The organism is Streptomyces qaidamensis, assembly GCF_001611795.1.
GTDB classification, from domain to species: domain Bacteria; phylum Actinomycetota; class Actinomycetes; order Streptomycetales; family Streptomycetaceae; genus Streptomyces; species Streptomyces qaidamensis.
In genome coordinates, this window is record NZ_CP015098.1 from 7,761,853 (window position 1) to 7,782,829 (window position 20,977).

Here is a 20,977-nt window from a genome sequence, read left to right on the forward strand (position 1 = left end):
CGGGCCTCCGCACAGGCCCAGGAACCCGCTCCCGCGCCGCAGGGTGACTACGCGTCGGAGGTCAGCATCGAGAAATACGCCCCGAAGGAATCCGCCAGGCTCGCCAGGAGTTCCTTCCCCTTTACCGCCGAACCCAGCGAAGGACGACCGATGACACCGGAATCGGTATAGCCGGACATGCCGAGGGTGAGCAGATGACGCCGGTCGTCAGCGACGAAATCAGTGGTCTCATAACCGGGTCGGAGCATTTCGGGATGAGCGTGCAGAAGGATGGAGGTCTCTATTTCCCCCGCGTGCATGTCGGTGAGCAGCGAGGTGACCACTCCCGCCCGCTCGCGCGCCGCCTCCCAGTCCTCCGCGGCCGGGAAGAGCGCCATCCGCTCGCCGCGCGCGGAGGACTCCTGGACCACGTTGCCCAGCACGTAGTTGCCGCCGTGCCCGTTGACCACCACCAGGGCGTCGACCCCGGACCGGCGCAGCGAAGCCGCAATGTCCCGTACCACCGCATGAAGGGTCACCGAGGAGATGCTGACGGTCCCCGGCCAGGCCGCGTGCTCGTGCGAGCACGAGATCGTCACCGGAGGAAGGAGGTGCACCGGGTACGCGCCGGCTATCTCCCGCGCGACGGCACAGGCGACGAGTGTGTCGGTCGCCAACGGAAGATACGCGCCGTGCTGTTCGAAGCTCCCCACGGGAAGCACCGCGACCTGCCGTGAGACGCCGGCAGCTCGCGTCCGTACGTCTTCCGTGGTGTCCGCCGGCACCAGATCACTCATAACGTCACGGCCTTTCGTCTCTGCTTAGGAACTCGAGAATCATGACAGACAACATTGGCGTACTCGGCAAGAAGGCACCGCAGCGGACCGGCGTGGAACGCGTCGTGAATGCCCCCTTGCCCACCGTGTACGGGAAATTCCAGGCGATCGGCTACATGGACCACGACCGCGGCGACGAACAGGTCGCGCTGGTCCATGGCGAGATCGGCACGGACGACGTCCTCATCCGACTGCACTCGGAGTGCCTGACGGGCGACGCCTTCGGCTCCCAGCACTGCGAGTGCGGCGACCAGCTCGACGCCGCCCTGCGCGCGGTCGTCACCGAGGGCGCGGGCATCGTGGTCTACCTCAGAGGGCATGAAGGCCGCGGCATCGGCCTGCTCGCCAAGCTGCGCGCGATGGCCCTGCAGGCGGAGGGGCTCGACACCGTCGAGGCCAACCTCGCCCTCGGCCTGCCGGTCGACGCCCGTGACTACGGTGTCGCCGCCCGGATCCTGGAGGACCTCGGCGTGCGGTCGGTGCGCCTGATGTCCAACAACCCGCGCAAGCGCGAGGCGCTGGTGGACCACGGCATCGAGGTCGCCGAGCAGGTCCCGCTGCTGATCCCGCCGTGCGAGAACAACATCACCTACCTGCGCACCAAGCGGGAGCGCCTCGACCATCACCTGCCGCACCTGGACGCGGTGGTCAGCTCCTCCTGACCACCTCGGCCCGGTCCGGGCTCCCCGACGTGACCTGGGCGAATCCGTGCGCGACCCGCAGGCGGGCCGCGTACGCTTCGTGGACGTCCGCCCCAGAAGCGTCGGCCCTCGGCGGCCGACGCCTCACGCCGGAGGCCCACCTGGTATGACCGAGCTCCATCTGTGGCTGCGCCACGAGGCCCGAACGACCGAGCGACGCACTCCGATCGTGCCCGACGACGCCCGGCGGCTCGTCGGGCACGGAGTGGAACTGACCGTCGAGGAGTCCCCGCAGCGGGTCTTCCCGATCGAGGAGTACGAGGCGGCCGGCTGCCGTGTCGCCCCCGCGGGCTCCTGGGCGACGGCGCCCCGGGACGCCGTCGTGCTCGGCCTGAAGGAACTGCCCGGGGAACCCGCCGGGCTGACGCACCGGCACGTCTTCTTCGGCCACGCCTACAAGGGCCAGCCGGGAGCGGCGGAGCTGCTGGGCCGGTTCGCCGCCGGAGGCGGGGCGCTGTTCGACCTGGAGTACCTGGTGGACGACACCGGGAGGCGCCTCGCCGCCTTCGGCTTCTGGGCCGGCTATCTCGGCGCCGCCCTGGCCGTGCTCCGGCACCGGGGCCGGCTGCGGGCACCGCTGACGCCGACCACCAAGGAAGACCTGGACGCGACGCTGCAACCCGCCGCAGACGACGCCGAGTTCACCGGCCTCGTCATCGGCGCCCTGGGCCGCAGCGGCCGCGGCGCCCGCGCGGCCTTCGCCACCGCCGGCGTCGACCCCACCTGCTGGGACCTCGCCGAGACCCGGGACCTGGACCGTCGCGCGCTGCTGCGGCACGACGTGATGGTGAACGCGGTGCTCGCCACCACCCCCGTCCCGCCCTTCCTCCGTGAGCAGGACCTCGACACCCCCGACCGCCGCCTGCGGACCCTGTGCGACGTGACCTGCGACGTCGGTTCCCCGCTCAACGTCCTTCCGGTGTACGACGAGACCACCGACTGGGACGAGCCGGTTCGCCGACTGCGCGACGAGCCCCCGCTCGACCTCGTCGCCATCGACAACCTGCCCTCCCTGCTGCCGCTGGAGTCCAGCGCCGACTTCTCGGCCGCCCTGCTGCCCCACCTGCTCGACTTCGGCGTCTCCGGAGCGTGGGGGCGCTGCCTGGACCGGTTCCGTGACGCGTCCCGTGCACTCGGCCTCGACAAGGGGGAGCCCCATGACCACTGAACCGGCGGCGGCGAGCGGCACCGTCCACTGGATCGGCGCCGGACTGTCCACGGGCAGCGGCCTCGCCGCGCTGTGCGACACCGCCGAGCGCGTCCGGCTCTGGCACCGCACCGAGGCCCGTGCCGCAGACGCCCTCGGCAGGCTGGGTCTCACCGGCCGGGCCGAACCCCGCGCGTACACGCTGCCCGCGCTCGCCTCCGAACTCGCGCCGGGCGACGTCGTCGTGTCGATGCTGCCCGCGCCGGAGCACGCCCCGCTGCTCGCCGAGTGCGTACGGCAGGGGGCGCACTTCGCCTGCTCCAGCTATGTGTCGGACGCGGTGCTGGAGCAGGTGCCGGCCGCTGAGCGGGCCGGGCTCGTCGTCCTCACCGAGGCCGGGCTCGACCCGGGCATCGACCACCTGTTCGCCCATGACCTGGTCGCCCGGGCCCGTGAGGCGATCGGCGACGAGACGCCCGCCTCGTACACCCTCACGTCGTACTGCGGCGGAGTCCCCGCCGTTCCGAACGACTTCACGTACCGCTTCAGCTGGGCACCCGCGGGTGTCCTGGGCGCCCTGCGTTCCCCGGCCCGCTACATCGAGGGCGGTGCGCAGACGCTCGCCGAGCGGCCCTGGGAGGCCACCCGGCGGCATGTCGTCGACGGGGAGACCTTCGAGGTCTACCCCAACCGCGACAGCGTCCCCTTCGTCGCGCAGTACGGGCTGCCGGACGCCTGGACGCCCCGGACGTTCGTGCGCGGCACGCTGCGTCTCGAGGGCTGGCTGCGCGCCTGGGACGGCGTCTTCGAGGAGCTCAAGGCCGGCGACGACGGGCGCATCGCCGCCCTCGCACGTGAACTGGCCGCCGCCCACCCCACCACGGACGACGACCACGACCGGGTCGTCCTGGCCGTCTCGCTGGACGTGCGCGCCCCGTCGGGGCGGTCGTGGCAGGGCGGTTACCTCCTCGACCTGGTGGGCGACGCCGAGGAGAGCGCGATGGCCCGATGCGTCTCGCGGACCCTCGCGCTGGGCGTCCGGCACGTCCTGGACGGCTCCCTGCCGCCGGGCCTGAACCGCGCAGCCGAAACGGCCGCCCGCTCCGGGCAGTGGCTGCGGGAACTCGCCCGGGACGGCGTGGAGTTCACCCTGCGCGTCGACCAGTAGCGGGCATCAGTCCGAGAGGGCCTCGTGAACCAGCCGCTTCAGGTCCTTGAAGACAGAGTGGGAGGTCCTGGGCCGCACCTGTGTCATGAACTGCACCGTCAGGTCGCGGCCCGGGTCCACCCAGAACGTCGTCGTGGCCACGCCGCTCCAGCCGAAGGCGCCGGGCCCGGACGGCACCAGGGTGCGGGACGGGTCGATCACCACGGAGCAGTTGAAGCCGAAGCCGAGCCCCTCGTTGCCGGGCTCGTCGTGGGCGGGACGGCTGCCGAAGGCCCGCAGGTCGGCGCCGCCGGGCAGGTGGTTGCGGGTCATGAGCTCCATGGTCCGCGGGGCGAGCAGCCGCACGCCGTCGAGTTCGCCGCGGCGGCGCAGCAACTCCATGAAGCGGTGGTAGTCGTGGGCCGAGCACACCATGCCGCCGCTGCCCGACAGGAACCGCGGCCGGCCGTGCAGCGGGAGCCCCGGCGTCGGCTCGATGCCACCGCCCTCCCTCTCCCCGTACATCTCGGACAGGCGGGGCGCCTGGGCCGGCGTGACGTGGAAGCCCGCGTCCGTCATGCCGAGCGGTGTGAAGATCCGCTCGGCGCAGAACGCGTCGAGCGGCTGCCCTGAGACGACCTCGATGATCCGGCCCAGGACGTTGCTCGCCACCGAGTAGTTCCACTCGGTGCCCGGCTCGAACTGCAGCGGCAGGCTCGCGTACACCTCGATGGTCTCGGCCAGGTCCGCGCCCGGCGGCACCGACGACTCCAGGCCGGCCGCGCGGTACAGGGCGTCGACGGGGTGGGTGTGGTAGAAGCCGAAGGTCAGACCCGCGGTGTGGGTCATCAGATGCCGGACGAGTATCGGGCCTTCGGCGGGGCGGGTCTCGACGCCCGCTCCGGAGCCGCCGACGTAGACCCGCGGGGCGGCGAAGGCGGGCAGGTGGTCGGCGACGGGGTCGTCCAGCGAGAGCCGGCCCTCCTCCACCAGCAGCAGCGCGGCGACCGCGGTGACCGGCTTCGTCATGGAGTAGACCCGCCACAGCGTGTCGGGCTCCACCGGGAGCCCGGCCGCGATGTCGCGCAGGCCGTGCGTGGCGAGATGCGCGACGCGCCCGGCCCGGGCGACGGAGACGAGGAAGCCCGGCAGACGCCCGTCGTCGACCAGCCGGGCGAAGTGCCGGTCCAGGCGGCCCAGCACCTGCGGATCCAGCCCGGCCTCACCCGGATCGATCTCTTGTCGCAGCTGTGCCATGGACCTTCTCCCGTCGCGCTGGTCGAGATGAGATCCGGCATACCCCGCCCGGGCCGCCTCAGACCCCCATCGTGGTGCAGGAACGGTTCGTGATCGTGGGGGGACACGTGAGCGAGGGCTCCGGGACGGAGGGTTCGGCTCGGCGTCCTGTGGCTGAACGCATCGAGGCCCGGGGCAAGGCTCCTCAGGGGCGCGGGGAACGGCGCGACCAGCCCCCACGCACCCGCACCCGAGGAGCACCCACCGCCGGGCCTCGACAGCAACCGGGGGGAGCGGTGGCGTCAGGCCGTCACCCTCTCCGGCTGCACAGCCCCGGGTTCGGCGCGTTCCCCCAGTGACTCCGTCGGGACCCGGTGGGTCTCCCGCGCCGACACCGCCGCGATCACGGGCGGCACGCACAACGCCGCCGTGAACAGGGCCACCGCCGACCAGTCGTCGCCGCCCGGCCCCGCGATCTGCGCCGCGAACGTCACCGCGAACCCGGCCGCCGCGAAGCCGATCTGCGTGCCGACGGCCACGCCGGACAACCGCACCCGGGTCGTGAACATCTCGCCGTAGAAGGCGGGCCACACACCGTTCGCGGCGCTGTAGACCACACCGAAGCAGACGATGCCCGTCAGGAACGTCAGCGGGTAGGAGCCCGTGGAGACCGCCCACAGGTACAGGAACATCGTCACCGCGCTGCCGACGGCGCCGATCAGGAACACCGGGCGGCGCCCGATCCGGTCGGACAGCGTCGCCCACAGCGGGATCGCGGCGAGCGCGACGACATTGGCCAGGGCGCCCACCCACAGCATGGCCGTACGCGACATGCCGACCGCGTCGCTCGTGGCGTAGGCCAGCGCCCACACCGTGAAGATCGTGCTGACCGAGGCGACCAGGGCAGCCGCGATCACCCGCAGCACGTCCGCCCAGTGCTCGCGGAGCAGGACCACGAGCGGCATCCTGGCCACACCCTCCGCCGCGGCCTGCTGGGCGAAGGCCGGTGTCTCGTCCAGCTTGCGGCGGATGATCCAGCCGACGACGGCGACCGCGACGCTCAGCCAGAACGGCAGCCGCCAGCCCCACGACAGCAACTGGTCCTCGGGCATCGCGGCGACCGGGATGAAGACGAGCGTGGCCAGCAGCTGGCCGCCCTGGGTGCCGCTGAGGGTGAAGCTGGTGAAGAAGCCGCGCCGGCCCGGTGGCGCGTGTTCCAGCGTCATGGAGTTGGCGCTGGCCTGCTCTCCGGCCGCCGAGATGCCCTGCAGCACCCGGCACAGCACCAGCAGGACCGGGGCGAGGCCGCCGACCTGGTCCCGGGTCGGCAGACAGCCGATGAGGAACGTCGACAGGCCCATCAGCATCAGCGTGAAGACCATGATCTTCTTGCGGCCGAGCTTGTCCCCGAAGTGCCCGAGTACCAACGCGCCGACGGGGCGGGCGGCGTACGCGACACCGAACGTGGCCAGCGACAGCAGGGTCGCCGTGGCCGGGTCGGACTCGTCGAAGAACACCTCCGGGAAGATCAGCGCGGCGGCGCTGCCGTAGATGAAGAAGTCGTAGTACTCCAGGGCACTGCCGATCCAGGCGGCGGTCGCGGCTTTCCTGGGCTGGCCGGGCGGGGCGGCGGACCCTGAGGGCATGGCGGGGACGGACACGGCGGCTCCTTGGCGGGCTCCACCCTGGGCGGAGTGAGATGAACGGAGAGCAGAGGGGGGTGTGCCGGATCGCGGCTAATTAACCCACTGGGTAGTTAACAGGGGATGGCCAGTGATGCTGCGCCGGAGTGCCGCCGGTGTCAAGGGGTCGCGCTGCGCGCGTTCAGTCCGTCGTCCGTTCCGCCGTCAGGTACGCGATCACCATGTCGCCCAGCATGGCGCGGTAGTGCGCGCGCTGCGCCCGGTCGAGGAGGTCGCGGCCGAACAGCGCGCCGAAGGTGTGCCGGTTGGAGACCCGGAAGAAGCAGAACGAGGAGATCATCGCGTGCAGGTCGACCGCGTCGACGTCTGCCGTGAACAGGCCCGACTCCTGGCCCGACGCCAGGATCCGGCGGATCACGTCCAGGGCGGGGGAGCCGATCTTTGCGAGCTTCTCGGAGGCCGCGATGTGGTGCGCCTCGTGGATGTTCTCGATGCTGACCAGGCGGATGAAGTCGGGGTGCTGCTCGTGGTGGTCGAAGGTCAGCTCCGCCAGGCGCCGGATGGCCGCCACCGGGTCCAGATGGTCGACGTCGAGCTGCTGCTCGGCCTCCCGGATCACGCCGTACGCGCGCTCCAGCACGGCCGTGAACAGCTGCTCCTTACCGCCGAAGTAGTAGTAGATCATCCGCTTGGTGGTGCGGGTGCGGGCGGCGATCTCGTCCACCCGGGCCCCGTCGTAGCCGGCCCGCGCGAACTCCTGGGTGGCGACGTCGAGGATCTCTGCCCGGGTGCGGGCCGCGTCACGGATGCGCTCGCCAGGCCGTGCCGGTTCTTCGACGCTGGTCATCAGGTTCCTTAGGGCGGAGGGGCCGGTGCCGGTGATTCTAGAAGCAGGGGCCCGCCCGGCCGCGGGGGTCTTCCCGGGCCCGTCTCCGGCTGATATAGCTAACGTACTGGTTCGTACATTAGTGAGCCCCTCAGGAGGCGCGCGTGCCCCACAGGTCGTATCTCGTCGGGCTGATCGGTTCCGGCATCGGCCCGTCGCTCAGTCCGGCCCTGCACGAGCGGGAGGCCGGCCGGCAGGGCCTGCGCCTGGTGTACCGGCTGATCGACATCGACGCCCTCGGGGTGCCGCCCGAGGCGGTGGGCGATCTGCTGGGGGCCGCCCGCGACCTGGGCTTCGACGGGCTCAACATCACGCACCCCTGCAAACAGCTCGTCATCGAGCACCTGGACGCGCTCGCCCCGCAGGCCGAGGCGCTGGGCGCGGTCAACACCGTCGTCTTCGAGGACGGCCGCGCGGTCGGCCACAACACGGACGTCACCGGCTTCGCCGCCTCCTTCGCGCGCGGACTGCCCGACGCACCACTGGAACGGGTCGTGCAGCTGGGCGCCGGCGGTGCGGGCGCGGCCGTCGCCCACGCCACGCTCACCCTCGGCGCCGAGCGCGTCACGCTCGTCGACGCCCTGCCCGAGCGGGCCGCCGCCCTGGCCGGTTCCCTCAACCGCGCCTTCGGGGAAGGACGCGCCGTCGCCGCGCCCCCGGAACGGCGGACCGAGCTGCTCGCGCACGCCGACGGCATCGTCCACGCCACGCCCACCGGCATGGCGGCCCACCCCGGCCTGCCCCTGCCCGCCGAGCTGCTCCACTCCGGTCTGTGGGTCGCCGAGGTGGTCTACCGGCCGCTGGAGACCGAGCTGCTGCGCACCGCCCGGGCCCTGGGCTGCGCCACCCTCGACGGCGGCGGCATGGCCGCTTTCCAGGCCGCCGACGCGTTCCGCCTGTTCACCGGCCGGGAACCCGACGCCGCGCGGATGCTGACGGATCTGACCGAACTGGCCGGCGCCGTCGGGGCTTCGAACTAGAGAGAGGTACCGCCGTTGCGTACGTCCATCGCCACCGTCTCCCTCAGCGGCTCCCTCACCGAGAAACTCGACGCCGCCGCCCGGGCCGGCTTCGACGGGGTGGAGATCTTCGAGAACGACCTGCTGGCCAGCCCCCTCACCCCCGAGGACGTCCGCACCCGCTGCGCCGACCTCGGTCTGCGGATCGACCTCTACCAGCCGATGCGGGACATCGAGGCCGTCCCCGAGGCCGAGTTCGCCCGGAACCTGCGGCGGGCCCGGCACAAGTTCGAGCTGATGCGCCGGCTCGGCGCCGACACGGTCCTCGTCTGCTCCAGCGTCTCCCCGCAGGCGGTGGACGACGACGCCCTCGCCGCCGAGCAGCTGAGCCGGCTCGCCGACGCGGCCCGGGAGTCCGGTGTCCGGGTGGCCTACGAGGCCCTCGCCTGGGGCCGGCACGTCAGCACCTACGACCACGCCTGGCGCATCGTCGAGACGGCCGGGCACCCGGCGCTCGGCACCTGCCTGGACAGCTTCCACATCCTCTCCCGCGGCACCGGCACACAAGGCATCGAGGACATCCCCGGCGAGAAGATCTTCTTCCTCCAGCTCGCCGACGCCCCGCTGCTCGCCATGGACGTGCTGCAGTGGAGCCGCCACTACCGCTGCTTCCCCGGACAGGGCGGCTTCGACGTCGCGGGACTGGTGCGGCACGTGCTGGCCACCGGCTACGACGGCCCGCTGTCCCTGGAGGTCTTCAACGACGTGTTCCGGCAGTCCGAGGCCGGACCGACCGCCGTCGACGCCCGGCGTTCCCTGCTGCTCCTCCAGGAGGAGGTGGGCGAGGCGTCCCTGCCCGGCCCCGTCGTCCCCACCGGCGTCGCCTTCGCCGAACTGGTCACGCCCGACGCCGAACCCCTGGCCGCGCTGCTCGGTGCCCTGGGCTTCACCCGCACCGCACGCCACCGCGGCAAACCCGTCGGCCTGTGGGAGCAGGGCGACGCCCGGATCCTGGTCAATACCGGGCCCGCCGTCCGCCGGGAGGGCGCCCGGCTCGCCGCGATCGGCCTGGAGTCACCGGACCCGGCCGCGGCGGCCCGGCGGGCCGAGGCGCTGCTCGCGCCCGTACTGCCGCGGCGCCGCGCGCCGCAGGACGCCCCGCTGGACGCGGTCGCCGCCCCCGACGGCACGGAGCTGTTCTTCTGCGCCGACGATCGCCCGGAACGGCCCGGCTGGCGGGCCGACTTCGAGGACACGGGCCGGCCCCCGGGGCAGGAGGGCATCCGGGGCATCGACCACCTCGCCCTCACCCAGCCCTGGCACCAGTTCGACGAGGCGGCCCTCTTCCACCGCGGGGTGCTCGGCCTGCACGCCCAGGAGAGTGTGGACGTCGCCGACCCCTACGGCCTGATGCGCAGCCGTGCCGTCACCGATCCCGGCGGCAGCGTCCGGATCGCCCTCACCGTCGGCGCCGCGCCCACGGACGACACCGTCCACGCCCAGCACATCGCCCTGGCCACCGACGACGTGGTCGCCGCGGCCCGCCGCTTCCGGGACGCGGGCGGCAGTCCGCTGCCGGTCCCGGCGAACTACTACGACGACCTCGCCGCCCGCTTCGAGTTCGCCGACGGCGAGCTGGAGACCTACCTCGACCTCGGCATCCTCTACGACCGCGACGCGCACGGCGTCTTCCGCCACTGCTACACCCGCACCGTCGGCCGGGTCTTCTTCGAACTGGTCCAGCGCGACGGCGGCTACCGGGGCTACGGCGCCGCCAACGCCCCGGTGCGGCTGGCCGCGCAGCACGCGGTGCGGGCGCTCACTGGCGGCTGACGGTCCGGGTGATGCCGGTGACGACGGTGGTGGCCAGCGTCCAGCCCGTGACGACCAGGGCGTAGGAGAGCCACTGGTACCGGTCGGCGGGCGCGAACGCGCCCTCCTGCCCGAAGGAGATCACGGGCAGGAGCAGGTCGAGCGTGTAGAACACCGGGTTGAACTGCGGGGCCTCGTCCGCCTTCAGCGGCCGGGGAGGGTGCAGCGCGAAGGCGAGGGAGCCGATCACGAGCAGCGACATCAGCCAGCCCGCCGCCCGCAGCGGGCGGAAGCCGTAGCCGACGGTGGCGTCCTGCACATAGCCCCACAGCCGGCCGTACCAGGGCAGGGTGCCGCGGTGGCGGCGCTGCTTGGCGAGCTGGACGAGCCGGGCGGCGTGGTCGTCGCCGATCCTCCGGTAAGCGGCGGTCAACTGCTCGTAGGCGTGCGGGACATAGCCGTCGCCGTCCCGCTCCAGCATCGTCAGGCGCCGCCCGGCGGGCACGTGCGGGGTGAGCGAGGTGTAGACGAGGCCGTCGAGCAGGACCCTCTCCGGGATCACCTCCGGCTCCAGCCACAGGACGTCCACCTGGGCGCGGCGCAGATTGAGCGTGCCCTCCAACGGAGGGCTCTCCCGCAGCCAGAGTTCCCCGATGACACAGCTTCCGGCGCGCAGCGCCGGGCCCCCGGGGTTCACCAGGCGGGCGTGCGACAGGTTGAGCCGTCCCGCGACGCGGGCGCCGCGCAGGCCGATCCAGCCGAGCACGGACGCGCTGCGCAGGAGGACGTCGCCCTCCGCCGTGAGCGTCTCCGCGTCCAGGACGATCTCTCCGGCCCCGGCCTCCAGCCGCGTCTCGTTGAAGTCGATCGTCCCGGCGACCGAGGCGCCCGTCAGCCGCACTTCGCCGCGGGTCCGCAGGCCCGGGGCGGACAGGCCGTCCCCGATGGTGACGTGATTGAGCTGGAGCGCGGGCTGGCCCGGGGGCGGCTCGCCGATGTCGGCCCCGTCCAGGAACAGGGCGCCGGAGAGCTGCGCGCCGCCGAGCTTGACGGGCCCGTCGAAGAGGCAGTCCGACAGGCGCAGGACGCCGTCCACGCGCAGGGTGGCGGCGTCCAGGCCGGGCAGTACGGACCGGCGCAGATTCAGCTGGCGCAGCCGGGCCGCGTACAGGACGGGCACGTCCTCGAAGAAGCAGTCACTGAGCCGCACGGCGTGGTCGATGTCGCTGTACTGGAGGTTCAGCACCCCGGTGATCCGGGCGCCCGCCAAGCGGAGGGAGGCGGTCTCCCCGTCCTCCTGCGGGGAGTTCAGCAGCAGGGCCCGCACCACGGACGCGCGCACGGTCCGTTCGGGGCCCCAGTCCGCGCCCCGCGCCGGGTCCTCGCCGGCCGGGCTGCGGAAGTCCACGTCCTGCCCGCGCGGAAAGGCACGCCACACCCGCTCCTCGGCGGGTGTCATGTCGGTGATCTCCATCAGCGGGGACTCTGACGCGCCCGGCCGGAGGCTGTCAACTCACCTCCGGCCGGGGCTCGTTACGCCCTGGAGTTCCACTCCGCGATCACGGGCCGGCCGTGCTCGGTCGACAGCCGGCTGACCGTGCCGGTCTCCAGCCGGAACAACTGCCCCCGCGCCGGGGGCAGGCCCAGCCGGCGGGCCGTCAGGACGCGGAGGAAGTGCCCGTGCGCCACCAGCATCACATCGCCCTCGGGCAGCGACCTCTCCGCCCGGGCCAGCACTCGGTCGGCGCGTTCGCCCACCTCCTCGGGGGACTCGCCGGGCCGGCCGTCGGGGCCGGGCGGCCCCCCGTCGGTCCACAGGTCCCAGTCGGGCCGGGTGCGGTGTATCTCCTCGGTGGTGACGCCCTCGTAGGCGCCGTAGTACCACTCGTGCAGGTCCGCGTCCCGCACGGTCCCGGTCAGGCCCGCGAGCTCGGCGGTGCGCACCGCGCGGGCGAGCGGGCTGGTGAGGACCAGCGCGAAGGTACGGCCCGCCAGGAGCGGGGCGAGGGACATGGCCTGCTTCTCACCGTGCGGTGTGAGGGGCAGGTCCGTGAAGCTGGTGTGCTGTCCGCTCCGGCTCCACTCCGTTTCGCCGTGGCGGACCAACAGCAGATCTCCCACGTCCTACGCCTTCTTCGCGGACTCGACGGCGTGTCCGCCGAACTGGTTGCGCAGCGCCGCGATCATCTTCATCTGCGGCGAGTCGTCCTGCCGGGAGGCGAACCGGGAGAACAGGGAGGCGGTGATGGCGGGCAGCGGCACGGAGTTGTCGATCGCGGCCTCCACGGTCCAGCGTCCCTCGCCGGAGTCCTGGGCGTAGCCCCGCAGGCCCTCCAGGTGCTCGTCCTCGTCGAGGGCGTTGACCGCGAGGTCCAGCAGCCACGAGCGGATGACGGTGCCGTCCTGCCAGGAGCGGAACACCTCGCGGACGTTGTCCACCGAGTCCACGGCCTCCAGCAGCTCCCAGCCCTCGGCGTAGGCCTGCATCATCGCGTACTCGATGCCGTTGTGGACCATCTTCGCGAAGTGCCCGGCGCCCACGCTGCCCGCGTGGACGAAGCCGTACGGGCCTTCCGGCTTGAGCGCCTCGAAGATCGGCCGGAGCCGGTCGACGTACTCCTTCTCTCCGCCGACCATCAGGGCGTAGCCGTTCTTCAGGCCCCACACGCCGCCGGAGACGCCCGCGTCGACGAATCCGATGCCGCGCTTGCTCAGCTCCTCGGCGTGCTTCTCGTCGTCCGTCCAGCGGGAGTTGCCGCCGTCGACCACCGTGTCGTAGGGCTTGAGGAGGTCCGCCAGACGGTCGATGACGTGCTGGGTGGGGTCGCCGGCCGGGACCATGACCCAGACCGTGCGCGGCGCCTCCAGCTGGTTGACGAGGTCGGCCAGGCTGGCGACGTCGGACTTGTCCGGGTTGGTGTCGTAGCCGATGACGGTGTGGCCGGCGTTGCGCAGGCGCTCGCGCATGTTGCCGCCCATCTTGCCGAGACCCACAAGACCGATCTGCATGTCAGTTCACTTCCCGAAGAGTGCGGTAGGCGGCCACCAGCGCGGCCGTGGACGGGTCGAGACCGGGGACGTCAGCGCCCTCGGTCAGGGCGGGCTCGACGCGCTTGGCGAGGACCTTGCCGAGCTCGACGCCCCACTGGTCGAAGGAGTCGATGTTCCACACGGCGCCCTGTACGAACACCTTGTGCTCGTAGAGGGCGACCAGCTGGCCGAGGACCGACGGGGTCAGTGCGGTGGCGAGGATCGTCGTGGTCGGGTGGTTGCCGCGGAACGTGCGGTGCGGCACCTGCTCCTCGGGCACGCCCTCGGCCCGCACCTCCTCGGCGGTCTTGCCGAAGGCGAGCGCCTGCCCCTGTGCGAACAGATTGGCCATCAGCAGGTCGTGCTGGGCCTTCAGTTCGTCGCTCAGCTCGTCGACCGGCCGGGCGAAGCCGATGAAGTCCGCCGGGATGAGCTTCGTGCCCTGGTGGATGAGCTGGTAGTAGGCGTGCTGCCCGTTGGTGCCGGGCGTGCCCCACACGACCGGCCCGGTCTGCCAGTCCACCGGGTTCCCCTCGCGGTCCACCGACTTGCCGTTGGACTCCATGTCGAGCTGCTGGAGGTAGGCGGTGAACTTGGACAGGTAGTGGCTGTACGGCAGCACGGCGTGCGACTGGGCGTCGTGGAAGTTGCCGTACCAGATGCCCAGCAGGCCCATGATGAGCGGGGCGTTGGCCTCCGCCGGGGCGTTGCGGAAGTGCTCGTCGACGATGCGGAAGCCGTCGAGCATCTCCCGGAAGCGGTCCGGGCCGATCGCGATCATCAGGGACAGGCCGATCGCGGAGTCGTACGAGTAGCGGCCGCCGACCCAGTCCCAGAACTCGAACATATTGTCGACGTCGATGCCGAAGCCGGCGACCTTCTCCGCGTTGGTCGACAGGGCGACGAAGTGCTTCGCCACCGCCTTCTCGTCGCCCCCGAGCCCGTCCAGCAGCCAGGAGCGCGCGGACGTGGCGTTCGTGATCGTCTCGATCGTGGTGAAGGTCTTGGACGCGACGATGAACAGCGTCTCCGCCGGATCCAGGTCCCGCACCGCCTCGTGCAGGTCGGAGCCGTCCACGTTCGACACGAAACGGAACGTCAGCTCCCGGTCCGTGAAGGGCCGCAGCGCCTCGTAGGCCATCGCCGGGCCGAGGTCGGAGCCGCCGATGCCGATGTTGACGACGTTGCGGATCCGCTTGCCGGTGTGGCCGGTCCACTCGCCGGAGCGCACCCGGTCCGCGAAGGCGGCCATCTTGTCGAGCACGGCGTGCACGTCGGGCACGACGTTCTCGCCGTCGACCTCGATCACCGCGTCCCGCGGGGCGCGCAGCGCGGTGTGCAGCACGGCCCGGTCCTCGGTGACGTTGATCTTCTCGCCGCGGAACATGGCGTCGCGCAGTCCGGACACGTCGGCCGCGGCGGCCAGCTCCTGCAGCAGGGCCAGCGTCTCGTCGGTGACGAGGTGCTTGGAGTAGTCGATCCGCAGGTCGCCCACGTGTACGACGTAACGCTCGGCACGCCCGGGGTCCGCCGCGAACAGCTCACGCAGACCGGGCTGCGGCAGGGCGTCCTTGCGGTGGTCCTCCAGGGCGGTCCACTCGGGCCGCAGGGTGAGCCGGGGGGTTCCGGCGGGGGAGTCAGACATGGGCAGGGGTCTCCTCGGTCGCCGCGCCGTTCAGGGCGATGGCGTACATCTCGTCCGCGTCGAGGCGCCGCAGCTCCTCGGCGATGAGTTCGGAGGTGGCACGGACCTTCAGCGCGAGAGTGCGCGACGGCTGGCCCGGCAGGGTCAGTGTGGCGAGCGGTCCTTCCGGGCGGTCGATGACGATCTCCCCGTTCTCCGTGCCCAGGCGCACGGCCGTCACCACCGGCCCGGCGGTGACCACGCGGTCCACCCGGACGTGCAGCCGCGCCTCCAGCCAGCGGGCCAGCAGCTCGGCGGCCGGGTTCTCGGCCTCGGCCTCCACCGCCGCCGAGGTGATCCGCGCCCGGGCCTGGTCCAGCGCCGCCGCCAGCATCGAACGCCAGGGCGTCAGCCGGGTCCAGGCGAGGTCGGTGTCACCGGGCGCGTAGGCGCGGACCCGGGCCTGGAGCGTCTCCAGGGGGTTCTCGACGGCGTACAGGTCGGTGATCCGCCGCTGGGCCAGCGCCCCGAGCGGGTCCTTGGAAGGCACCTCGGGGGCGTCCACCGGCCACCACACCACCACCGGCGCGTCCGGCAGCAGCAGCGGCAGCACCACCGAATCGGCGTGCTCGGACACCTCGCCGTAGGTCCGCAGGATCACCGTCTCGCCGGTGCCCGCGTCGGCGCCCACCCGGACCTCGGCGTCCAGGCGGGAGGACTGGCGGTCGCGCGGGGTGCGGGCGTGCCGCTTGATGACGACCAGGGTGCGCGAGGGGTGCTCGTGCGAGGCCTCCTCGGCCGCCTTGATCGCGTCGTAGGCGTTCTCCTCGTCCGTGACGATCACCATCGTCAGGACCATGCCCACGGCAGGCGTGCCGATGGCACGGCGCCCCTGCACCAGCGCCTTGTTGATCTTGCTTGCCGTGGTGTCGGTCAGGTCGATCTTCATGGCCTGCGCCAGCTCCGTCCGTCTCGTGCGAGCATCTCGTCGGCTTCCTCGGGTCCCCAGCTGCCCGAGGCGTACTGCGCGGGCCGGCCGTGCGTGGCCCAGTACTGCTCGATCGGGTCGAGGATCTTCCAGGACTCTTCCACTTCCTGGTGACGGGGGAACAGGTTGGCGTCGCCCAGGAGGACGTCGAGGATCAGCCGTTCGTACGCCTCGGGGCTCGACTCGGTGAACGACTCGCCGTAGGCGAAGTCCATCGTGACGTCCCGGATCTCCATCGACGTACCCGGCACCTTGGAGCCGAAGCGGACCGTCATGCCCTCATCCGGCTGGACGCGGATGACGATGGCGTTGGAGCCCAGCTCCTCGGTCGCGGTGGAGTCGAAGGGGGAGTGCGGGGCCCGCTGGAAGACCACCGCGATCTCCGTCACCCGGCGGCCGAGGCGCTTGCCGGTGCGCAGGTAGAACGGGACGCCGGCCCAGCGGCGGTTGTCCACCTGGAGCCGGACCGCGGCGTACGTGTCGGTGGTGGACGACTGGTCGATGCCGTCCTCCTCCAGATAGCCGCGCACCTTCGTGCCGCCCTGCCAGGCCGCCGCGTACTGCCCGCGCACGGTGCCCTGCCCCAGGTCCTGCGGCAGCCGCACGGCCTTGAGGACCTTCAGCTTCTCGGCGAGCAGCGCGGCGGCGTCGAAGGCGGCCGGTTCCTCCATCGCGGTGAGCGCCATCAGCTGGAGCAGGTGGTTCTGGATGACGTCACGGGCGGCGCCGATGCCGTCGTAGTACCCGGCCCTGCCGCCGATGCCGATGTCCTCGGCCATGGTGATCTGCACGTGGTCCACGAAGGACCGGTTCCAGATCGGCTCGAACATCTGGTTGGCGAAGCGCAGGGCCAGCAGGTTCTGGACGGTCTCCTTGCCCAGGTAGTGGTCGATGCGGAAGACCTGCTCCGGATCGAACACCTCGTGCACGATGCGGTTGAGTTCCTCGGCCGACCGCAGATCGTGCCCGAACGGCTTCTCGATGACCGCGCGGCGCCAGGAACCCTCGGGGGCGCTCGCCAGCTTGTGCTTCTTCAGCTGCTGGACGACCTTCGGGAAGAACTTCGGCGGCACCGAGAGGTAGAAGGCGTAGTTGCCGCTGGTGCCCCGCGAGGCGTCCAGCTCTTCGACGGCGGAGCGCAGCTGCTTGAACGCCGTGTCGTCGTCGAAGTCGCCCGGGATGAACCGCATGCCCTCGGCGAGCTGCTGCCAGACCTCCTCGCGGAACGGGGTGCGGGCGTGCTCACGGACCGCGTCGTGCACCACCTGCGCGAAGTCCTGGTCCTCCCAGTCCCGGCGGGCGAAGCCCACCAGGGAGAAGCCCGGCGGCAGCAGGCCGCGGTTGGCCAGGTCGTACACGGCCGGCATCAGCTTCTTGCGGGACAGGTCGCCGGTGACGCCGAAGATGACCAGCCCGGAGGGGCCCGCGATCCTGGGCAGCCGACGGTCCTGCGGGTCGCGCAGCGGGTTGACGAAGTCGGTGTCGGTGTCGGTGCCGGTGCCGGTGTCGGCGCGGTCCGTGGACGGGGCGGCCTCCGCCGTGCCGCTCACCCCGGTCTGCTCGACCCCGGCCGCCTCCTGCGCAGCCCGGGCCTCCTTGTCCTCCTTGGTTCCCTTGGTCTCCTGTTCGGCCGTCTGGGGGATGCCCTCGATGCCCTCGCTCATTCCGCGTCAACTCCCTTGTTGTTCAAGGACTTGGTGACCGCGTCCAGCAGGTCCTGCCAGGCCGCCTCGAACTTGGCAACGCCCTCGTCCTCCAGTTGCCGCACCACCTCGTCGTATGCAATGCCGAGCCGTTCGACGGCCGCCAGGTCCGCGCGGGCCCGGTCGTAGCCGCCGGTGACGGTGTCGCCCCGGACGTCGCCGTGGTCGGCGACGGCGTTCAGCGTGGCCTCCGGCATGGTGTTGACCGTGCCGGGGGCCACCAGTTCGTCCACGTACAGGGTGTCCTTGTAGGCGGGGTCCTTCACACCGGTGGAGGCCCAAAGGGGGCGCTGCCGGTTGGCTCCGGCGCCTTCCAGGGCCTGCCAGCGCTCCCCGTCGAAGGCCTGTTCGTACGCCTCGTAGGCGAGCCGGGCGTTGGCGAGGGCCGCCCGGCCCTTCAGGGCGAGGGCCTCGTCCGTGCCCAGCAGCGTCAGCCGCTTGTCGATCTCGGAGTCCACGCGGGAGACGAAGAACGACGCGACCGAGTGAATGCCCGACAGGCCGAGCCCGGCCGCCCGCGCCTTCTCCAGGCCGGCGAGGTAGGCGTCCATCACCTCGCGGTAGCGCTCCAGGGAGAAGATCAGCGTCACATTGACACTGATACCCGCTCCGATCACTTCCGTGATCGCCGGCAGGCCCGCCTTCGTCGCCGGGATCTTGATCATCACGTTCGGGCGGTCCACCAGCCAGGCCAGCTGCCGGGCCTCGGCGACGGTCGCCGCCGTGTCGTGGGCGAGGCGCGGGTCGACCTCGATGGAAACCCGGCCGTCCTGGCCGCCACTCGCCTCGTACACCGGCCGCAGCACGTCGGCGGCGGACCGGACGTCGGAGGTCGTCATCATCCGGACGGCCTCGTCGACGGTGACACCGCGCACCGCCAGGTCGGCGAGCTGCTCCTCGTAGCCCACCCCCGAGCCGATGGCGGCCTGGAAGATGGACGGGTTGGTGGTGACGCCGACGACGTTCCTCGTGGCGACGAGCCCGGCCAGGCCGCCGGACTCGATCCGCCGGCGCGACAGGTCGTCGAGCCAGATCGACACGCCCTCGTCGGACAGGCGCTTCAGTGCTCCCGCGGTCGCGGTCGCTTCGGTCACAGTGATCATCTTCTTTCGGGCGGTCGGATCAGCCGCGGGCGGCGGCGAGGGATTCCCGCGCGGCGGCGACGACGTTCTCGGGGGTGAAGCCGTACTCGGCGAACAGGGTCTTCGCGTCGGCGGAGGCGCCGAAGTGCTCCAGGGAGACGATGCGTCCCGCGTCCCCGACGAACCGGTGCCAGGTCAGGCCGATGCCGGCCTCGACGGCGACCCGGGCCCTCACCGACGGCGGGAGCACGCTGTCGCGGTAGGAGCGCGGCTGCTCCTCGAACCACTCCACGGACGGCATCGACACCACGCGGGTGGGCACACCGGCGCCCTGGAGCAGCTCGCGCGCCCCGGCGGCGACGTGCACCTCGGAACCGGTCGCGATCAGGATCACCTGAGGCACGCCGCCCTCCGCCTCGAACCTCACGTAACCGCCGCGCGCCGCGTCCGAGTCCGGCTCGTACGTGGGCACGCCCTGACGGGTGAGCGCGAGGCCGTGCGGAGCCGGGGCGGTGCTGTGGCGCTCGAGGATCTCGGCCCAGACGACCGCGGTCTCGTTGGCGTCGGCCGGGCGTACGACGTTCAGGCCCGGGATGGCCCGCAGCGCGGCCAGGTGCTCGACCGGCTGGTGGGTCGGGCCGTCCTCGCCGAGGCCGATGGAGTCGTGCGTCCACACGTACGTCACCGGCAGCTGCATCAGGGCGGACATCCGCACCGCGTTGCGCATGTAGTCGGAGAAGACCAGGAACGTGCCGCCGTAGATCCGGGTGTTGCCGTGCAGCGCGATGCCGTTCATCTCCGCGGCCATGGAGAACTCGCGGATGCCGAAGTGGACGGTGCGGCCGTACGGGTCGGCCTCCGGCAGCGGGTTGCCCTTCGGGAGGAACGAACTGGTCTTGTCGATGGTGGTGTTGTTCGAGCCGGCCAGATCGGCGGAACCGCCCCACAGCTCGGGCACGACCGGGCCGAGCGCCTGGAGGACCTTGCCGGAGGCGGCACGGGTGGCCACCGCCTTGCCGGGCTCGAACACCGGCAGGGCGTCCTGCCAGCCCTCGGGCAGCTCGCCCTTGCTGACCCGGTCGAACGTGGCGGCCCGCTCCGGGTTGTCGCCCCGCCAAGCGGCGATCCGCTTGTCCCAGGCGGTGTGCGCCTCGGCGCCCCGGTCCAGGGCCCGGCGGGTGTGGGTCAGCACCTCGTCGGCGACCTCGAAGGACCGCTCCGGGTCGAAGCCGAGGAGGCGCTTGGTGGCGGCGACCTCGTCCTCGCCGAGCGCCGAGCCGTGGGAGGCCTCGGTGTTGCGCGCGTTCGGGGCCGGCCAGGCGATGATCGTGCGCATCGCGATGATCGAGGGGCGCTCGGTCTCCGCCTGAGCCGCCCTCAGGGCCGCGTACAGCGCCCGCACGTCGACGTCACCGTCCTCCTGCGGCTCGATCCGCTGCACGTGCCAGCCGTAGGCCTCGTAGCGCTTCAGCACGTCCTCGGAGAAGGCGGTCGCGGTGTCGCCCTCGATGGAGATGTGGTTGTCGTCGTAGAGGAAGACCAGGTTGTCGAGCTTCTGGTGGCCGGCGAGCGAGGAGGCCTCCGCGGAGACGCCCTCCTGGAGGTCGCCGTCGGAGACGATCGCCCAGATCGTGTGGTCGAAGGGGGAGTCGCCCTCCGGGGCGTCCGGGTCGAACAGGCCGCGCTCGTAACGGGCGGCCATCGCCATGCCGACGGCGTTCGCGACGCCCTGGCCGAGCGGGCCCGTGGTGGTCTCCACCCCCGCGGTGTGCCCGTACTCGGGGTGGCCCGGCGTCTTGGAGCCGCGCGTGCGGAAGGCCTTCAGGTCGTCCAGGCCCAGCTCGTAGCCCGCGAGGTAGAGCTGCGTGTAGAGAGTCAGCGAGGTGTGACCGGGGGACAGGACGAAGCGGTCACGGCCGGCCCACTCGGGATCGGCGGGATCGTGCCGCATCACCTTCTGAAAGATCGTGTAGGCGGCCGGTGCGAGGCTCATCGCGGTACCGGGGTGTCCGTTGCCCACCCGCTGTACGGCATCGGCCGCGAGGAGACGGGCGGTGTCGACGGCACGCCGGTCGAGTTCGGTCCATTCGAAACTGTCCGCTGTCTGCGTGCTCATCTTCAAGAAGTCCTCGATCGGAGCGGAGTGGCTGGTCTGACGCGTTCAAAACTAAAAGTCTGACTTTTACGGCGGAAGGTCGGCGTGT

17 protein-coding genes are annotated in these 20,977 nt (G+C 71.8%); 5 read left to right on the plus strand and 12 right to left on the minus strand.

From position 1 onward, the window contains the following. Nucleotides 1–47: 47 nt before the first annotated feature. On the minus strand, nt 48–776 hold the full coding sequence (locus A4E84_RS41535) for a creatininase family protein (protein ID WP_079129220.1): 729 nt from the start codon (nt 774–776) through the stop codon (nt 48–50). Between the two features lie 41 nt (nt 777–817). On the opposite strand from A4E84_RS41535, the gene ribA reads away from it, so the two are divergent. The 3 genes from ribA (at nt 818) to A4E84_RS34040 (ending at nt 3,831) form a co-directional block, all read left to right on the plus strand. After that, entirely contained in the window at nt 818–1,477 is a 660-nt protein-coding gene (gene ribA / locus A4E84_RS34030; RefSeq protein WP_062930216.1) for a GTP cyclohydrolase II, read from the plus strand. A 145-nt stretch (nt 1,478–1,622) separates the two neighbouring features. After that, complete coding sequence (locus tag A4E84_RS34035) at nt 1,623–2,684, plus strand: saccharopine dehydrogenase (RefSeq protein ID WP_062930217.1); 1,062 nt, start codon at nt 1,623–1,625, stop codon at nt 2,682–2,684. Then, nucleotides 2,674–3,831: a saccharopine dehydrogenase family protein gene (locus A4E84_RS34040; RefSeq protein ID WP_062930218.1), complete on the plus strand. Its 1,158-nt coding sequence runs from the start codon at nt 2,674–2,676 to the stop codon at nt 3,829–3,831. Before A4E84_RS34035 ends, A4E84_RS34040 begins: the two co-directional genes overlap by 11 nt. A 6-nt stretch (nt 3,832–3,837) precedes the next feature. On the opposite strand, the gene A4E84_RS34045 is transcribed toward A4E84_RS34040, so the two are convergent. The 3 genes from A4E84_RS34045 to A4E84_RS34055 all read right to left on the minus strand — a co-directional run bounded on the left by A4E84_RS34045 (nt 3,838) and on the right by A4E84_RS34055 (nt 7,536). Continuing rightward, complete coding sequence (locus A4E84_RS34045; protein ID WP_062930219.1) at nt 3,838–5,067, minus strand: serine hydrolase domain-containing protein; 1,230 nt, start codon at nt 5,065–5,067, stop codon at nt 3,838–3,840. Nucleotides 5,068–5,348: 281 nt separating this feature from the next. Beyond that, entirely contained in the window at nt 5,349–6,707 is a 1,359-nt protein-coding gene (locus A4E84_RS34050; RefSeq protein ID WP_062930220.1) for an MFS transporter, read from the minus strand. 163 nt (nt 6,708–6,870) lie between these two features. Then, a complete protein-coding gene (locus A4E84_RS34055; RefSeq protein WP_062930221.1) occupies nt 6,871–7,536 on the minus strand; it encodes a TetR/AcrR family transcriptional regulator in 666 nt (221 codons plus the stop codon). Nucleotides 7,537–7,679: 143 nt separating this feature from the next. Here A4E84_RS34055 and A4E84_RS34060 point away from each other — a divergent pair, with 143 nt between their 5' ends. Both A4E84_RS34060 and A4E84_RS34065 read left to right on the plus strand, forming a co-directional pair. Continuing rightward, a complete protein-coding gene (locus A4E84_RS34060) occupies nt 7,680–8,555 on the plus strand; it encodes a shikimate dehydrogenase (RefSeq protein ID WP_062930222.1) in 876 nt (291 codons plus the stop codon). A 15-nt stretch (nt 8,556–8,570) separates the two neighbouring features. After that, nucleotides 8,571–10,367, plus strand: a complete 1,797-nt coding sequence (locus tag A4E84_RS34065) for a bifunctional sugar phosphate isomerase/epimerase/4-hydroxyphenylpyruvate dioxygenase family protein (protein WP_062930223.1) — start codon at nt 8,571–8,573, stop codon at nt 10,365–10,367. Here A4E84_RS34065 and A4E84_RS34070 read toward each other — a convergent pair. Genes A4E84_RS34070 through tkt form a run of 8 tightly spaced genes read right to left on the minus strand, consistent with a single transcriptional unit; the run spans nt 10,354 to nt 20,889 of the window. Next, nucleotides 10,354–11,820, minus strand: coding sequence for a hypothetical protein (locus A4E84_RS34070; protein ID WP_062930224.1), 1,467 nt, complete (start codon nt 11,818–11,820; stop codon nt 10,354–10,356). The genes A4E84_RS34065 and A4E84_RS34070 overlap by 14 nt on opposite strands. A gap of 59 nt (nt 11,821–11,879) precedes the next feature. Then, complete coding sequence (locus A4E84_RS34075) at nt 11,880–12,467, minus strand: histidine phosphatase family protein (protein WP_062930225.1); 588 nt, start codon at nt 12,465–12,467, stop codon at nt 11,880–11,882. A gap of 3 nt (nt 12,468–12,470) precedes the next feature. Further along, complete coding sequence (gene gnd / locus A4E84_RS34080; RefSeq protein WP_020277652.1) at nt 12,471–13,355, minus strand: phosphogluconate dehydrogenase (NAD(+)-dependent, decarboxylating); 885 nt, start codon at nt 13,353–13,355, stop codon at nt 12,471–12,473. A gap of 1 nt (nt 13,356) precedes the next feature. Continuing rightward, nucleotides 13,357–15,021, minus strand: a complete 1,665-nt coding sequence (gene pgi / locus A4E84_RS34085; protein ID WP_062930226.1) for a glucose-6-phosphate isomerase — start codon at nt 15,019–15,021, stop codon at nt 13,357–13,359. Next, nucleotides 15,014–15,949, minus strand: a complete 936-nt coding sequence (gene opcA / locus A4E84_RS34090) for a glucose-6-phosphate dehydrogenase assembly protein OpcA (protein ID WP_062930227.1) — start codon at nt 15,947–15,949, stop codon at nt 15,014–15,016. The genes pgi and opcA overlap by 8 nt, the downstream gene beginning before the upstream one ends. Next, nucleotides 15,946–17,652, minus strand: a complete 1,707-nt coding sequence (gene zwf, locus A4E84_RS34095; RefSeq protein ID WP_062930228.1) for a glucose-6-phosphate dehydrogenase — start codon at nt 17,650–17,652, stop codon at nt 15,946–15,948. Before zwf ends, opcA begins: the two co-directional genes overlap by 4 nt. Continuing rightward, nucleotides 17,649–18,794: a transaldolase gene (gene tal / locus A4E84_RS34100; protein WP_062930229.1), complete on the minus strand. Its 1,146-nt coding sequence runs from the start codon at nt 18,792–18,794 to the stop codon at nt 17,649–17,651. The genes zwf and tal overlap by 4 nt, the downstream gene beginning before the upstream one ends. Nucleotides 18,795–18,813: 19 nt before the next feature. Continuing rightward, nucleotides 18,814–20,889 carry a transketolase gene (gene tkt, locus A4E84_RS34105; protein ID WP_062930230.1) on the minus strand — a complete coding sequence of 692 codons (2,076 nt, stop codon included), beginning with the start codon at nt 20,887–20,889 and terminating at the stop codon, nt 18,814–18,816. Between the last annotated feature and the right edge of the window lie 88 nt (nt 20,890–20,977).

Excerpts from the sequence above, each read along its gene's own strand:
- A4E84_RS41535 (WP_079129220.1), bottom strand. The coding sequence starts at position 776 with ATGAGTGATCTGGTGCCGGCGGACACCACGGAAGACGTACGGACGCGA.
- ribA (WP_062930216.1), top strand. The coding sequence starts at position 818 with ATGACAGACAACATTGGCGTACTCGGCAAGAAGGCACCGCAGCGGACC.
- A4E84_RS34035 (WP_062930217.1), top strand. The coding sequence starts at position 1,623 with ATGACCGAGCTCCATCTGTGGCTGCGCCACGAGGCCCGAACGACCGAG.
- A4E84_RS34040 (WP_062930218.1), top strand. The coding sequence starts at position 2,674 with ATGACCACTGAACCGGCGGCGGCGAGCGGCACCGTCCACTGGATCGGC.
- A4E84_RS34045 (WP_062930219.1), bottom strand. The coding sequence starts at position 5,067 with ATGGCACAGCTGCGACAAGAGATCGATCCGGGTGAGGCCGGGCTGGAT.
- A4E84_RS34055 (WP_062930221.1), bottom strand. The coding sequence starts at position 7,536 with ATGACCAGCGTCGAAGAACCGGCACGGCCTGGCGAGCGCATCCGTGAC.
- A4E84_RS34070 (WP_062930224.1), bottom strand. The coding sequence starts at position 11,820 with ATGGAGATCACCGACATGACACCCGCCGAGGAGCGGGTGTGGCGTGCC.
- gnd (WP_020277652.1), bottom strand. The coding sequence starts at position 13,355 with ATGCAGATCGGTCTTGTGGGTCTCGGCAAGATGGGCGGCAACATGCGC.
- pgi (WP_062930226.1), bottom strand. The coding sequence starts at position 15,021 with ATGTCTGACTCCCCCGCCGGAACCCCCCGGCTCACCCTGCGGCCCGAG.
- opcA (WP_062930227.1), bottom strand. The coding sequence starts at position 15,949 with ATGAAGATCGACCTGACCGACACCACGGCAAGCAAGATCAACAAGGCG.
- zwf (WP_062930228.1), bottom strand. The coding sequence starts at position 17,652 with ATGAGCGAGGGCATCGAGGGCATCCCCCAGACGGCCGAACAGGAGACC.
- tal (WP_062930229.1), bottom strand. The coding sequence starts at position 18,794 with ATGATCACTGTGACCGAAGCGACCGCGACCGCGGGAGCACTGAAGCGC.
- tkt (WP_062930230.1), bottom strand. The coding sequence starts at position 20,889 with ATGAGCACGCAGACAGCGGACAGTTTCGAATGGACCGAACTCGACCGG.